Genomic DNA, 15,522 nt, shown 5'->3' with positions numbered 1-15,522 from the left:
TCCTTATCAATAGAATTTGGATTAATCCGCAATAGGTGCTGCATATAGAGCAATAAAAAAAACAGTGCTACCGACTCCAATCTCAGTTTGCGCTGCGTGAAAGCCAGATCGGTCCAATCACTTGGCTCAGCCATGCCGCCTGCGATATCCACATATTAAACTACAGGTTCGACATATTTTGTTACTCGCAGTTCCTGCTATTGTCCGCGCAACAGATCGGCGCAGTTTCATGCCCGCAGCAGCAGGACTGAGCGAGCGGTGTGATTGAGGTTTTATCTGTGCCCTGGTGTACCGGTATTCAGCGGGAGTTGGGACGAAGAGAATTCAGGTTGAGCTAGCAAGGAAAATATAAGCATGGAAATGAAAGCACATAAAAAAGCACATATCAAACAAGCGCACTTGCAGGGGAGTTTGATAATAGTTGGGTTTGGCAGCATAGGCCAGGCCATGCTCAGGCTGTTGTTCCAAAACATTGAGGTACGCCCGGAACAGGTCAGGATAATCTCCGGGGATGAGAATGGGGAGGATATCGCTAGAGAATTCGGCGTTGCATTCACTCCCCACATGCTGACCGAGGAGAATTACCATGCGGTGCTCGAGCCATGCCTGAGCAAGGGAGACTTCCTGCTCAATCTCTCAGTGGATGTTTCCAGCCTGGCGCTCATGGAGTTGTGCTGGCGGCGTGGTTCTCTCTACCTCGACACTTGCATCGAACCATGGTTGGGTGGGTACACCGACAAATCGATTTCGGTATCATTGCGGTCCAATTATGCACTGCGGGAAAAAGCCCTCGCTTTTGCTCGCGAAAAGCAGCGGGGGGCTACAGCCCTCCTGGCACACGGCGCGAACCCCGGACTTGCCTCGACATTTGTCAAACAGGCACTGCTTAATATCGCTGCCGATAGCGGTATGAGCGTAAAAAAGCCGACAAGCTCTGGAGAGTGGGCGGAGTTGGCGTCTCGCCTTGAAATAAAAGCCATTCATGTCGCGGAGCGGGATACACAGAATACCGCACGGCGTAAACAGTCTAACGAATTCGTCAATACCTGGTCGGTAGATGGGTTTGTCGGCGAAAGCCTTCAGCCTTCAGAGCTGGGGTGGGGCAGTCATGAGCGTCATTTTCCGGCAGACGGGGCACGTCACGGATTTGGCTGTGATGCAGCCATTTACCTTAACCGGCCTGGGGCAGCTACTCGAGTGCGCAGTTGGGTGCCATTCAGCGGTTCTTACCATGGTTTTCTGATTACGCATGGTGAATCCATTTCTATAGCGGATCATCTTACTTTGAAAGAAAACGGAAAGGTGATCTACCGCCCGACAGTGCATTACGCATATCATCCGTGTGATGATGCTGTGCTTTCCGTCCACGAATTGGCAGGCAGAAACTGGCGCTTGCAATCCAACAAGCGAATCCTCCGGGATGAGATAGTGGATGGGGTGGATGAGTTGGGCGTGCTGCTCATGGGGAACGCCAAGGGCGCCTACTGGTACGGATCACACTTGTCTATCCAGGAAGCGCGACGGCTCGCGCCGTATAACAATGCGACCAGTTTGCAGGTCGTGGCCGGAGTTCTGGCTGGCATGGTATGGGTGCTTCAAAATCCCAATGCCGGCGTGGTCGAGCCCGACGACATAGACCATGAGGTCATTCTGGAAATCGCACGGCCTTATCTTGGAGAACTGGTGGCTTTATATACCGATTGGACGCCGCTGCGTGATAGAGGATGGCTATTCAGCGAGAACGTGGATTGGGACGACCCCTGGCAGTTCAAGAATATCCGGGTGACATGAGGGTTGAGGGTCATGGACGTTCTCGGCGTGCGGGACTGTGTGCTGATTCGTGCACGGGCTGGAGAGTCCGATCGAAGCCGGGACTAAAGGATTGCTGGCATTGTGGGATTTATGACATAACGAGGGGAAGCTCTGGGATGGCGGGGAAAGCCTTCCGCAATTGCATGCAGCAACTACAATTAATCGTGTTGACGCATGCCTTGATTGTAGCGCGCTAACCTCGGTTTAGTCCTTCCCTTCGGGACCGCGATCTGCTGGCGGATATTTTGTCCTGCCGGTTTTTTTTCATGTCGCCCCAGTGTTCCTGAGTCTTTGATTGAGAATGTTTGAACATTTTTTTCGTAAAGACTTCAGCTCCTTGATCAAGTAAACCGGAAAACGTGGTGAATGCTTCGTGGTGATTACGTTTTTTCACTTTTTCCTCCTTCCCAAAAGAAAAAACCTCCAACAGTAGACCAGCCCTCCTGGACTACGTTCTCCCAGGAACGTTCCATCCAATAAATTTAGTCAGCAAGCCTTGGTATTGGTTCCCCGAATTTGCCCTGAGATCTGTCTTTAATACGTGTGGAGGAACTTACCAGAGCCTGAGTGCAACTTTCATTGTCCACAATTGCTGTGGATAAGCTTGTTGATAATCCATGAACACGATCCGTAAGTGACCCTCCCGCAATGGTATTTTCCTTTCGGCTATTTTTTGAACTGTAGAAATAATATTTTTTATCAAAAACATACGGGAAAACCAGCAATAATACTGGTTTGCTAGACGTGGTTGAACGATGGCGTCAATTGCGCGATATTTTGTTACGGTATGGATACTGCCGGATGTAGATTGCTGCCCGGATGTGAATTGTTGTCCCAAGGGTCAACAACAATTTTGTTATTCCGAAAAGTAACCGCGTGCAGAGTGCAAACGAGCTTGGCGCCCGCAAGTTACATGCGGGAGGTAAAGGTAAAACGGGGGTTGTCATTGTAAAACCGATACGCGCAAACTCGCGCCGCCCACGATCGAGTTTGCTGCCCGGCATAATGCTCAAATAGTGCGAAGCGCAGTACCCGGTTGCGTTCTACCTGATCGGTCCGGGATACTTCGTGGCCGCCAACTCGCCAATCTGTTTTCCCATGGCGGTGCCCACCTCTGCGGAGTTACGGTAGTGCACACCATCATAAATGCGTGCATTGGCAACCTCCTGAATAAACTCATCGATTCCTGTCCAGCTTCGTGCTACGCCGCCAGCAGCATGACTGGTAGTCGTTAAAAGCGGGGTGGGTCCTACGCCAATCTCCGCTTGCAGCACCGCGCCGACAGCTCCGGAAACAATGCAGTGTGCACATGGATATTCGGGATGCATGGGCGTGTCAATAAAGGGCAGCCACGACGGGTCCCGTTCGGTTGCGTCGTTGCCGTCGATGTCGCCGTTGCGAATCGCCGTGACCGGCCGCCAGAAGCCATAGTGGTACTTCGCATCAAAGACCGCGATCAGGGCATCGTTGCTGGCCTGAGTCACCATCGCAAAAAGGCGTGCATTCTGCGTAATCTCTCTTCCCGGAACGTCGGCAACGGAGCGCACGATTCCGTGATAGATGGGCGGCATCACTTCCTCCCAGAAATGGGCAATAGCGGTCTGTTTCGCACTGCGGCGCGTACTGTGTTTGCTGCCGAGGGTTTTGACCTCGTTATAATCGCGCGCCCATAACTCACTGGTCAGCGGTGGGGGAGGGCCGGGGCGGAACTGGGAAGCACTCGCCATCAGCCATGGCTTGATCTGTAACCAGTGCGGAGCTTCCGGTATTACGGTAGGCACGTACATGCCTGGTGACGTATGAGGCCGATACGTCTCTCCCCCCGCGATGCCGTCATTCGCGCGTCGCGTCAGGATCGCAGCCGCAGCTTTTTCTCCGACGGAGATTCCCTCGGTCTTCGCCGAACCGCCGGGGACCAGGGCCAGCGCAGCGTGGTAAGCAGCTTCGATAGCTGTCTTTCCCGACGGGACGAGTTCCGCCAGCACGGTGCGAGCTGCAGATGCAATGGCGGCATCTACCGAGGCTCCCGGTAGCGCCTTCAGCTTGGGTCCGTTTGATGGGTCACCTGGATAGCGTCTAGTAATTGCGTTTGCAGCCTCGTATACTGCTGTATGAACAATGGCCAACACCCGGTCGGCCGGCAGCGGTCCCAAGTTCGCATCGACAACAATACCCCCGGCCACGCGGTTCCAATCGGTAACTGCATCCGCCTTGGCCATAGGACAGACAAACAAAGTGGCGGCGGCAATTGCCAAGACAGTGACCAGCAATCCGGTCTTGGAGCGTGTCCTGATGTTTTGGATCATAGATTTTTTTCCGTGCTGAGATTAAACAAATATACTTAAAGCGTGACGAGACACCGGCCCGCCTTTGTTTATTGCCTGCTTGGGGTGTTTTCTCAAGCCATGCGTTGTGCTTGACTTGTATGGGGAGCTTGTCCCCATGGTTCTACCCCTGCATGGTCCGACCTCAAGAGGTAAGCAAAGGTAGGCACAATAGATAAGATAAATTCACTGATGAGTCTATGAAAATGTCAGTCTTCCTGTTACCCGGCAATTAGTTCAAGAGTGCAACGTTTCATATTGATCTGGCAAACACATGAAATATGCGCTGCACAATTGCCTTGGCCGGAGGCGGATACCCGGCCCCCTGTGATATTGTAACGTGTCGAGGAGCGTGAACCATGGATATTGAATGGAAAGTAGTTGATGAAAATCATCAAGAGGTATTTGTAGAGCAACATGTAAGAGGCTTGCTCTGGATTACAACCGCCGGTTTTTCATTTTGGCACAGCTATCCCAATCCGGCGGTAGATCTCTCCCATGCAAAAACCGTCGAGGAAGCGAAGCAAGTAGTAGAAGCGGCTCTTCGTTTGGAGGAGTATGAGAATTTTGGCGAGATCAAGAAATAGGTTGCTGTTGCATTAATCGCTACCTAACTCTTGTACTTCCCCGGGATCAATAGTTCAGCCAGACCCTCATAAATGCTGCGTTGCAAAGATCTGTATTCCCATGGGCAGGAGGGGTTTTATTGTCCACAATTGCTGTGGATAAGTTTGTTGATAACCTCTGTACACGGTGGGTAAGTCACCCAGTTGTAACAATATTTTCCCGTTTGGCCATTTTTTAAACATTTGTAAATTACATTTATTATCAATGAGTTGAATTGAAAGCCATGTTTCGCGCGGGTTTATCGCTGGTAATCAGGGGTGATTATGATATTTCTGTGACTATGTGGATTACTATGAAATGTCAAGAAAAATTTCCAACAGATCGGCAGGAAAAATGGATAGAACCTCGGCAGGAGCGGAGTTAGCCGGAGATGATCCAGCGGCTGCTATTCAGTTGGGATTTTTCGCTGACTTGAATGCAAAGATGTCCTCTCAACACGGTAAGCAGAAGAGGGCCCACTACGTGCGAGTGTGCGGCAACGAACAGTTACAGCTACAGCTTTAGGGTATGTTTTAGATGCAGTGGCGACTAAAATCAACCTAAAAAAGGTTATCCTATGAAAAACTTAAAGCTGCTTGCGGTAGTAGTAATGCTTGCAGGAATTACCGGCTGCATATCGATAGGCTCAAGTAAACCCGGCCCTCAGGGTCCCCAAGGCCCCCAAGGAGAACCTGGGGCCAGCGAGAAGGTTATCGTCGTGCCAGAGAAAGAATATTGAGCGACGATTTAAACGAAAAACGATCGTCTGCGGCCTGCACGTTCATATTTCTGAAATGCGCTGGCGGCGCAGGCATCGGTAATTCAACATGATCCAGCCTCTTTCACTCAGCAGAAAGTCTACTGTTAATTCCCCTCAGACGAACCGCACAAGGGTGCAGATAACCGGGCCGGATTTGCGAAGTGTAGCGTGACGAGGGGCCTCCAGTAGCGTGAAATCCTGCTACTGCCCAGCTTTACCCACTCGTATCGACCAGTGGCAGCAGATTCATTCGGAATGGAATGCCTGCGTTTCCGCAGTACCAGCCGACCCACTAATACTTTCGCTATCGTAATTACTTGGCCTACAGCATTGACCAGGTGGGCCCAAGCTATTAGTATATGCACCTCTTCAATTCCCCGATAGCTCAGTCGGTAGAGCGACGGACTGTTAATCCGCAGGTCCCAGGTTCGAGCCCTGGTCGGGGAGCCACCGAGCCTTACTACGAACCGTATCAAATCCGGTTTGGTTTACCAATTTTTCCGCGCGGTATTCGATCCTCACGCCCTTGTCATTCACCACAATTTGATCGATGAATGATGAGAAGAACAGCCTTAGTTTTTTCTGATCGCCTGTAGTCTCCACAATATCCCGCAGCAAATCCGCCATCTCCTGCACATCGCTTTCAGTGATCGGGATGATCGGGATTTCCTCCTCTTCAATGGTAACAAGCTGAAGATCAAGGCTGCTCCGCTGCTGCTTCAGCTCACGCAGACGCTCAGTGAGGTCGCCCATGTTCGGGGCATCTTTCCCATGCAGCTCAAGCACATCAAAGAGTTTTTTTAACCTAGACTCTACATCGCGCAGGGTTTTTACTATTTCCTCCCGTCGCCTGGCACGGTCCTTTACCCAGCGTCCGGTAATCTCGTGCAATTCAGAAATCGTCTCAACCAGCCTTTCTCGGGTAAGCACCTTGTCCATGATCGCCTGAATGAGCCATTGATCAAGATCAGGGGCGGCTATTCGCCGATTTTCACAGCCACCCCCTTTTTGCGCTGTCTGGCAATTGTAGTAATGGTAACGTCGGCTCCGTCCGGTACCATTCTCCGATCGCATTGCCAGTCCACATTTCCCGCACCGCAATAGCCCTGTAAAAACAAGCCCGCTATGCGGGGATCCACCACCGTCAACCGGGGTCCGCTCGCCAAACAATTCCTGAACGCTCATAAAAACTCCCTCCTCGATGATTGCAGGGTGACTCTGAGTGATTATCCACTCTTCCCTGGATCTGGCTCTCCCGGTTCGGCTATCGGTTCGATTGAATACCACCTTGCCGGTATAAACCTCATTTTTCAATGTAGCGGTAACCACGTTCTTGTTCCACCGCATGCCGCGACGCAATCGGGCTCGCTCATTCAGCGTCATGGCGATCGCTTTACACCCAATCCCCTCAACATATAGCCCAAATAAGTCCCTGATAATTTGAGCTTCCACATCCAGTACTGCCAGCCGCTTCCGCTTGCCATCCGGTACCGCCATATAACCAAAGGGTACCCGGCCACCGTTGAAATATCCATCCCGCGCATTCTTTATCATACTGCGTAGCGTATCAGCGCTGACCTGTCGACTGTAATGCTCGTCGAAGATTTCGAGCATTGATTCCATCATCCAGCCGGAATCGGTCCGATTGTCCAGGTCTACGCTGACATACACTACTCGAGTACCGCATTTCTCCAGGTCACGCTTATAGAGGGCGGCATCGAGCTTGTTCCGAGCGAAACGCGACGTGCTCCAACAAACGAAGTAATCCACGCCATACGCTTTGCAATAGGCAACAGCATCGCGGAAGGCTGGCCTCTCGTCGGTTCTGCCGGAAATGCCGGCGTCCGTGAATACTCTGACCACCAGGGCTCCGAGTAAACCGGCCTTTTTATGCCCTTGCTCGATCTGGCTTGCAATCGGGAGTCCGTCATCAGCCTGGCGCGATGTGGAAACCCGAGCGTAAATGATCGCCGTCTGTTCTGCCATAACTGATCCTATCCCCGCTTCGAAATCCGCAATATGTTACGGACGCTGATCTTTTCACATAACTGCCGTTCAATTTTCTCCTTTATCTCGCGCGGGGAAAGATTCATCTCGACCAGAGACTCGATATACCGATTCCGTTGGTATCTTATGTAAGTCCGGTACCGCCTGATCGGGATGAGTAAGCGCCCGTCATCGGCATGGTTAGCTTGATCCGAATCGAGCATGCGCCAGGCTATCAACAAATTATCCACGCCAATTTTTTCCGCGATATCTATCCAGATGCGCTGTAGTCCCATTTTTTGCAATTCATCCAGACGCTGGTCGCGTTTTTTTTCTTCCGAAAGCCCGAAGTTCAAAACCGTGCAGTTATTCTGGTACCCACCCCCCCTGTCGGGATGGGGTGAGGATGCCTGCCGACCCCCCACCCCATCGGCAGGTGAGTCGGCTGGCTGACCTGATGCGCCAATTCCCCCATCTGAACTTCGCTTTTCATCATCGTTTATCACTCTCAAACCCTCATGTTGCCGTTGCCCAATTGCGCTTTATCACCAAAGTGCGCATTACCCTAGTTGTGGGAACCAGACAGATTTAGCCCGATATTTGTCAAAGTTGTCGACACCTGCCAGATCACCACAAGAAGCCTACTGCTGCTTACTTCCTCTCTCCGATGATGCATCCCCTTATATGGGTTGCGCCATCCACAAACCCGAATCACGTGCTTCGATGCCTGCCTTGTATTACGACTGCTTGTTGAGTCTCTTCAAAAGATCGCTGACCGGCGTTTTTATTTTAGCCAGGGGGTTGGCCCGATCCGCTTCGCGGGTCAGCTTGCGCATGGCCATGTGGTCGTAGATGGCTGTGCTCTTGGCATCCTCATGTCCCATCAAGCGTTGGCGGGCGATGATATCAACCCCATCCTCGGCCAGCTCGGTACCGAACAGGTGACGCATGGCGTGCGGATGGATTTGATCCTCGGATATGCCGGCCCGCTTGCCGTATTTCTTGATCATCTGCAGCACTGCTCTACGATTAAGACGCCGGCGCTCGCCGTGGTACTGATCAGGCGTGACTGTCCTGTTCATCAGGCTCACAAACAAAACTTGATCACCATCAGGCAGGCGCCGGTTTATCTGTTTAAGATCCGCATGATCAAGGTAGAGCCGTAGCAGCAAGTCCGCCTCTGGCGGGATAGGCAGCTTGCGCTGCTTATCGCCTTTCTCGACCACCTTGATCAGCATGCGCACCTTGCCGTCGATCTCATCCTGGATGATATTGCCTTCGTTGAGGGCTATCAGGCCAGACACACGCAGTCCACAACCTACGAGCAGCGCGAGAATAGCGCCGTCGCGCACCCCAGCAAAGGTATTAAAGTCCGGCTCCCACATAAGCTTGGTGGCGCTGGCCAGCGTCATCACGCGCGGGATCCGGCGACCTCTATCCGGATAAGGCAAATTCTCGGCTGGGTTGCTACGGATCCGCTTTGTCGAAGCCAGCCAGCTGTAGAAACCACGAACTGCGGCAACGTGCGGGCGACGGCTTACCGGGTCACGCAACCCCATTTTGTGGAGATATGGCCCAGTGAACGCGAGCAATTCATCCTGCGTGATCTGGCGAAGATCCTGATCGCCAAAGTATTCAACCATCCGCCTAAGCGCCAGGCGATAAGCGTGAATAGTGCGATCGGACCTGCCGGCGTTGCGCTGCTTGAACTCGAGGAAGTTTTCGATCAGATTAGTCATTCGCACAATCCATAAGCCGATGCACAAGCTGACGTATCCGATAGACCGCCAAGAAGATCATATTGGCGTCCACCTCTTGAGGTTTGCGCCCATTCGACGATCTTATGCACGTCGCCTATTTCCACAGTTGGGTCTTTGTACGCAGCAAAAAACGTGGAAACCTGTCGTTTGCTCGCAGCCGATACAAGTTTTTCCCACCCAGCTATACGGCTGATGTGCTCAGGAAATCTGACCGCTATTTGCCTGAGTTCGCCCTTATTCACATTGATGCACGGCATACACCCGACGCGTTTCATCCCCTGCTTATAGAGCGGATTGTGGTCCAATCCTCGCTTGGCGCAGTACTCAAAAACATCCAGGGCCGTCCAATCAATTATTGGCCTAAAAACCCAAAGCCTTGGGCCCACCCGCTCTATCTTCTTTGCATCGCGGCGGTTCAGGGATTCATCTCGTCTCACACCTTGCCAACTCAGCACGCTAAAACCTTTGTCAATCAGGTTCAGCTGAAACTCGACTGCCATGTTTCGCTTAAGCTCTTTAGTGCAAAATTGGGCTTTGCGGCTAGGGAAACGGCCTTTCCATAAGCAGAGATCTAGAAACGGGTTTCCGGTTGGGTGTAGCACGCTTAGAGCCCGACGCTTGGCCTTGTTGCTCCATCTAACTCTGCGGCCGTTGTTGTCACGTCGTGTACGCTGGTCACGCGCAATAAACATACGCTTTGCGGCGATCTGCTCGGAAAAATCCGCTTTTAATCGCATGACACGAATGGCGCACATTTTCTCCAAGTAGCCCAAATACTCATCTACGGCTTCGTGCTCGTTTCCGGTATCGCAAAAAATAGGGATGATGCTTTCCCGCGGACAATTGGAAAGCGCCAGCTCTAATGTTGCCGTACTGTCCTTCCCACCTGAAATGCTGACGACATGGCGGATTTTCTTGTTAAGCATCATGCCCAAGGCATCCCTCTCCCGAGAAATCAAAGTTGTCACACTTCCCACAAGGAATAACCTCATGCCCCTTGGATAACTCGTCCAGTAAATTGGATTTAGCCTCAGCCGGCGTCATCTTACGACCATCGTCATGCGTGAATACTCCCCTGAAATTTCTATCCGACCAGTTCGTTAAAGCGCCTCTGACATCGAGGCACATGTGATAACTCTTGCCCATTTCATCTCCTCCCGAAACAAAACCAAAAATACCCACACGCAAATCTTTCCGTGGATGCGTGGATCACCCTAATATTAACCATAACAGCATGATTATTCACGATATTTATCCCGCGTAAATCCACGGATAACCCGTGGATGTGGGTCATAACCCGTGGATGCATTTTTAAGCAGCTCTGCTAACCCGTGGATTGGCGCCTTTCTTTTCCAGGCTCTTTTTCTTCTTCTTTCTTCTTTTAAAAGAGAGAGATAGATATAGATATAAGCCGTGGACTGGAAAAGTGAACCCGTGGAAAAAACGGTTGAATCCGTGGAAACGGAAGCGCAATCCGTGGAAAAACGGCTTGAACCCGTGGGGAGGTTCCTCTCCACGATCAAAGACTTATATAACTTAAAGGCATAAATCCACGGGTTAGCGCACACACGCCCCCCATCCTTTTGAGAAATTGCGCAAAGCGCAAAAAAAAGCGGCTGCGTTCCTATTTGGGGGGTGCGGGGGGACATTAAAAACCGGAGTCGATGTGTGGCGTGGCGTGCAGGCCGTATTGATCGAGCCGTGACAGGCTCAATGCTGATAGGTGTGATATCCGTCGCTGGCCGATAGTGCGTTCAACAGTATCTGAGAGGATCACGCCGGCTTTCTGGAGCTGCTTCTTGAATACACGATCAGACTTGACCGGCAGACCGTTCCATTTCTCGCGCAGCGCCGGCGTATGCGCCAGATGCTCCATAATGTGGCTGGTACGCACCAGCAGGCACTGTTCGCCATCTACCTTGTCCCATTGATAGGGATACTTGAACTCCTGGCGCGCCATCTCCGACAGCACGGTTTCAAGGATCCACACCCACGGTTCGCGGTCGGAGCTGGTCTCCGTTATGTGGGCATTCATCTCAGCAACCACATCCTCGATAAAGTCGCCCTGTTTCACATCTATCTCGGCAAACTCGCACAGGAAACGCCAGGCGGTGAGCAGCGCGGCATAGTTACCCGCCATGCGCACTGCGCCGTCGTCGGCGCCGCTGGCGCGACTGTTGCGGAGGCAATGTTCCTTCAGCCTGTCGTAGACGCCCAGCACCTGGCCACGGGTGAGCCCTGTGAGGAACTCAATCCATTGCCGGACAGGGAAGCGGGGCATATCCTCGGGCATCAGCGGCCCTTTCTTGCCGGTCAGCTCGGTACGCACGATCTTGCCGATCAGGCTGCGTACAGGCACATCCTCGCCGGCGAGCATCACTGGCGCCGAGCTCAGGAATTCCGTCATCTCGGTACCGCGCCGGTTCAGGGTGTATTGATAGTTCTCCTGCAACAGGCCCACGGCCTTGTCGATGATCTCCTGCTTGCGGGCGGACAGCTCCTCCCAACCGACTGGATGCGACGTGTGCGAAATCGAGGTGAGCAGCCGGAACTCGGTCTGCAGGGACTGGCCAGAAAACATCGTGAAGCCGATGGTGCGCTCCAGGCGCTTGATCAAGGTGGATTTACCGTGCCCCTTGTCCGCTTGCATCATCAAATGTGGCCAGAAACCCAGCAAAACCTTGAGATGGCCTCCCAGGCCCCATATAAGGGGCAGGGTTGCGGCGTTGCGCTTGAAGGTCATCTGGTATTGCTCGATGACTTTTCGTGCGTCCTGGCGCGTTCCGGAGGGGAAGGTCAAATTATGGTAGGGGCACTGCTGCTCGGGATTGGTGAAATAGCAGTCAGGACCTTCATTAAGGATCAGTTTGCCTTCGCGGTAGCACAAACCGACAAAGTTCGCGGCATTGCGCGCGCCGATATGCGCGCCACGCTCCAGAATATTGATCATCCGCAGGAAAGCGGACTGATTCCATACGGGGCCGATCTTCTTCCAGGTATCAACGTTATGGAGACGCTCATCTTCCACCACGCGTCGCACCAGGTTGGCGCCGTGCCGCGGGGTTTGCACGCTGATAGCGAACAACGTCCGCGGCTGCGTGTCCGTTTCCCCGCTCATAGTCGCCGTGGCGCCGGCGATGGTGACCCGCGATAGCGCCGCTATCCGGAAACCGGCCAGATCCGTAAACTCCAGCTTCTCATTCCCATCCTCATCCTTTTTAACTTCGGAAATGTAGCTGGTAAAGTCTTCCCGGACGCGGTAGCGCCAGTATTTGGTATCGTCGTGGTATGGAAGATAAACCCGGCGCTTGCCGAAATCCTCTTCCACTTTCCCCGGTTGACCTTGGATCAGCCAGGGCTCCAGCTTCCATAACGCGCGCTTGAGGGCGTCGACGCCCTGCGAGTTAAGATAGTCATTCACATCGTTGATGGGCTCATCGTCATCACCCATCCACTCAGACTGATCAACCATCATTGCCGCCACATCGAGCGCCGTCAGACGCTCATGCAGGGTCCAGGCGGCAGCGCGACCGGGGCGATGCCCATCCTTATCGGGGACGTCGTTGTCCATCGCTATTACAACGCGCTTGCCCTTAATCCAATTCAGATCGATATTTTGGGCATTGCCGGTACCGCGTGTGGCGAAAGCGGCGCTGTGGGGGATGCCGGCACTCTCGATCGATAACGCATTGATCGGCGACTCCACGAGATACACGGTTTGTGCATTCATCAATCGCCGAATATCGCTGGTCCAGCCATAGCCGGATTTTTCACCCTGGCATTGCGTTTTGACGTTGCCGTTGATTACGGGATCCAGATAGCGCAGATCCACAGCCATCACGCGGCCAGGGTTGAGGCTGCGTACAATGAACGCAGCAGCTGGGCCGCCGTGGCCAGGCTCACCCTCAGCAACCTTGTCGGATCGCCAATCGTTGAAACCTACAGTGCCTTTCTTTATTGCGCGCTGAATGACCTCTTCACTAATGCCGCGGCTGGCCAGATACTCGATCGCACGCTCCGATTGGCCCAGGCAGCGGTCAGCGATGTACTCGGCACGGGACTTCTCACGCTGCTCTCCGCTGCGCTCGGGCTTGTCCAGCGGAATGCCGAGATATTCATGCAGTAGCACGATCGCTTCATTTACCTCTATCCCGCGAACTTGGCAAACAAGGTCGATGCAGCTCCCGCCCACATCTTTGGAGTGATCCTTCCACTTACGGCCATCAGCGTAGATCGATAGGGATGGGCCTTTATCCTCATGAAAAGGACTTTTGTAATTGCCCTGGCCGCGGGGTCGCTCAAGCCCAAGCCAGTCGGCCAGCTCATGCAGATCTATGCGCTGCTTGAGCTCCTCAATCGTTGCCATGGGGCACCATTACAGTATCTGGAATGTCGAAAAACCCCAGCTGCCCGCGCCATGGAATAAATGGGAGAGGTTTTGGGTCACGGAGTACGAAACCGAATTTTCCGATGAACCAAGGCGACTCTGAGTCCGCTACGCAATCCACGATCTCTGCTGAGCCGATGATTCCCCCGCGTTCAATCTGTTCGAAAGAAGGAAGGTCGAACGGAAGCGGCGGCAAGCCTTGATCAACGATAAAATCAATACCGTCGCTATATTCGTCCCTTGTCATGCCCTTGGCGGCATGTATCAGCACGCGGCCACGAAGCTGAGTGGACCAGTTGCGGTTTTCAATGTCTTTGCCCGCATGCAGGATTAGCCAGGCCCAGGGCTGGCGGATGGATAGGGCTTTCATTTGAGCTTGGTCAGAGTGGCGAGGAGTTTACGGACAGCATCCCAGATGTGTTTTTGGGGACTACCTTCGCCGAAGTCGTAGCCATCCATGTAATCGCACAACTCCTCCGCATCCTTCCTCAGTTCGTCGCTCAGGGCGTGGCCCGTGTGGAGTTCAACAAGAACATAGGTAACATCGTCGCGTGATTGATGCTGCAAATTTATCCAGCCGACCACGTCATCTTTCTCATGCCAGATATAGCCAAATTTGCCTGTGCGATAATCCTTTGCGGCATAAGCCGGCTCAACCTTTGGTGCTGGTGGTGAGCTGACTGCCTTGTTGTACTCCTCAATCAGAATCCCGACCGGGTTGCCCGGGAAGTAAGGCTTATTCAGCGCGTGCAATTCCAGGATCAGGTGTGGCGGGCCCATCAATGCATCAAGCACTTGGCGCAAGGCTTCCTTGTTTACTAAAATCTGTTCATCCATTGCTATTTACTCCTTCCGATTGTCCGCCACACATAATCGCCCTTGTCCTCAACAATCGCTGATTCGGTTTCTTTGCAAGCGCATTCCAGCCCGACGAGGTTTTCCGCTACCGGCCGCCAGAAGTTTCGGACGATGCCATACGGCACATGGTTATCTTCCTCCGCCCCATCCAGGCCGAACTGTTTCAGGACTTTCTGAGCCTCATAGCTACCGCATCGCTTGCGGCCGTCCTTGCTGATGCTGATGTGGTACTCAGGGCCGCGGTCGATGCCATCGCCATCTTTGGCAACCTCGACGGCGCTGATTACGCAAAGTTTGGTTTCGGGGTGAAACCATGATTCAGCGTCATACCCGAGTGATACCCATGCGGGCGGCGTTGCGCACTGCACCCACCCCGATATGGTTGGACGCTTTGGCTTGATGATGCTATTCATAGTCCATCTCCCTACCACTGGCATCCGGCGCCAAGAAAGAACACCAGCGCGAAGGTCCTGGCAAACGGAGCGAGCTCAGTCATATAGGGATTGCCCCGCTTCCACATACGCCAGGTTGATTTCCGCCATCCTTGCGTGATCGCCGCCTTTATCCGGATGATGTTGGCTGGCCAGCGAACGATAGGCGCTCCTGATCTGTTCTGGCGTGGCCGTTTCACCGATGCCAAGCACTTCCCACCAGGTCCGCTTTGTCGGTGCCGGCAGCGCCAGGAATCCCTGGAAGGTGGCGCGCACCAGCGCCAAAGTGCCATGCCGAAGCTCAACGCGTCGCGCTTCAATGATGTGGTGAATGGCCTGCAGATTGCTCTCCACCGAACTGTAGCGATCGACAGCGATGCATACCTGCATACCATCCCAGGTAAACCAGACAGCCACGCCCGGATCCTTCGGGCGATTCACACCTAAAGTAACGTTGCTGCTGATCACCAGTTCCTCCAGCTTTTTGCCGGAGTCCACGGCAAACAACCGCAGGCTGTCCTGTACATTTTTGAGAGCTGACGACAAAGTTGTTTTGAAGCGACCGGGATCTCGGGGAGTCCGTGCCCGCGGGAACCGG

Annotated in this window: 13 protein-coding genes and 1 tRNA gene; 4 read left to right on the top strand and 10 right to left on the bottom strand. The window is 53.2% G+C overall.

Annotation, left to right across the window (positions count from 1 at the left end; genetic code table 11):
• Positions 1-354 precede the first annotated feature (354 nt).
• Entirely contained in the window at positions 355-1,791 is a 1,437-nt protein-coding gene (locus BMX66_RS03510; protein WP_090878407.1) for a homospermidine synthase, read from the top strand.
• Between the two features lie 1,064 nt (positions 1,792-2,855).
• Here the strand turns inward: BMX66_RS03510 and BMX66_RS03500 are convergent.
• Entirely contained in the window at positions 2,856-4,118 is a 1,263-nt protein-coding gene (locus tag BMX66_RS03500) for a vanadium-dependent haloperoxidase (protein ID WP_090878403.1), read from the bottom strand.
• A gap of 377 nt (positions 4,119-4,495) precedes the next feature.
• Here BMX66_RS03500 and BMX66_RS03495 point away from each other — a divergent pair, with 377 nt between their 5' ends.
• The 3 genes from BMX66_RS03495 to BMX66_RS03490 all read left to right on the top strand — a co-directional run bounded on the left by BMX66_RS03495 (position 4,496) and on the right by BMX66_RS03490 (position 5,952).
• Positions 4,496-4,723: a hypothetical protein gene (locus tag BMX66_RS03495; RefSeq protein WP_090878401.1), complete on the top strand. Its 228-nt coding sequence runs from the start codon at positions 4,496-4,498 to the stop codon at positions 4,721-4,723.
• Between the two features lie 596 nt (positions 4,724-5,319).
• Positions 5,320-5,481, top strand: coding sequence for a hypothetical protein (locus tag BMX66_RS15560; RefSeq protein ID WP_158593374.1), 162 nt, complete (start codon positions 5,320-5,322; stop codon positions 5,479-5,481).
• 395 nt (positions 5,482-5,876) lie between these two features.
• Positions 5,877-5,952 (top strand) — tRNA-Asn (locus BMX66_RS03490).
• Here the strand turns inward: BMX66_RS03490 and BMX66_RS16100 are convergent.
• The 9 genes from BMX66_RS16100 to BMX66_RS03435 all read right to left on the bottom strand — a co-directional run bounded on the left by BMX66_RS16100 (position 5,911) and on the right by BMX66_RS03435 (position 15,470).
• On the bottom strand, positions 5,911-7,488 hold the full coding sequence (locus BMX66_RS16100) for a recombinase family protein (RefSeq protein WP_369826960.1): 1,578 nt from the start codon (positions 7,486-7,488) through the stop codon (positions 5,911-5,913). The genes BMX66_RS03490 and BMX66_RS16100 overlap by 42 nt on opposite strands.
• Before the next feature lie 8 nt (positions 7,489-7,496).
• Complete coding sequence (locus BMX66_RS03475) at positions 7,497-7,994, bottom strand: hypothetical protein (RefSeq protein WP_090878399.1); 498 nt, start codon at positions 7,992-7,994, stop codon at positions 7,497-7,499.
• A gap of 231 nt (positions 7,995-8,225) precedes the next feature.
• Positions 8,226-9,227 (bottom strand): tyrosine-type recombinase/integrase, encoded by a 1,002-nt coding sequence (locus tag BMX66_RS03470; RefSeq protein ID WP_090878397.1) that lies wholly within the window; start codon positions 9,225-9,227, stop codon positions 8,226-8,228.
• Positions 9,224-10,177, bottom strand: coding sequence for a phosphoadenosine phosphosulfate reductase family protein (locus BMX66_RS03465; protein WP_255398789.1), 954 nt, complete (start codon positions 10,175-10,177; stop codon positions 9,224-9,226). The genes BMX66_RS03470 and BMX66_RS03465 overlap by 4 nt, the downstream gene beginning before the upstream one ends.
• 719 nt (positions 10,178-10,896) lie before the next feature.
• Complete coding sequence (locus tag BMX66_RS03455; protein ID WP_090878393.1) at positions 10,897-13,614, bottom strand: toprim domain-containing protein; 2,718 nt, start codon at positions 13,612-13,614, stop codon at positions 10,897-10,899.
• Positions 13,601-14,005 (bottom strand): ASCH domain-containing protein, encoded by a 405-nt coding sequence (locus BMX66_RS03450; protein WP_090878391.1) that lies wholly within the window; start codon positions 14,003-14,005, stop codon positions 13,601-13,603. Before BMX66_RS03450 ends, BMX66_RS03455 begins: the two co-directional genes overlap by 14 nt.
• A complete protein-coding gene (locus BMX66_RS03445) occupies positions 14,002-14,472 on the bottom strand; it encodes a hypothetical protein (RefSeq protein ID WP_090878389.1) in 471 nt (156 codons plus the stop codon). The genes BMX66_RS03450 and BMX66_RS03445 overlap by 4 nt, the downstream gene beginning before the upstream one ends.
• Before the next feature lie 2 nt (positions 14,473-14,474).
• Complete coding sequence (locus tag BMX66_RS03440; protein WP_090878386.1) at positions 14,475-14,906, bottom strand: hypothetical protein; 432 nt, start codon at positions 14,904-14,906, stop codon at positions 14,475-14,477.
• 75 nt (positions 14,907-14,981) lie between these two features.
• Positions 14,982-15,470, bottom strand: coding sequence for a J domain-containing protein (locus BMX66_RS03435; RefSeq protein WP_199679262.1), 489 nt, complete (start codon positions 15,468-15,470; stop codon positions 14,982-14,984).
• Positions 15,471-15,522 lie beyond the last annotated feature (52 nt).

Origin of the sequence: Nitrosovibrio sp. Nv6, assembly GCF_900110495.1 — a bacterium.
Classification (GTDB): Bacteria; Pseudomonadota; Gammaproteobacteria; order Burkholderiales; family Nitrosomonadaceae; genus Nitrosospira.
This window is presented reverse-complemented; position numbering and strand designations above follow the sequence as displayed.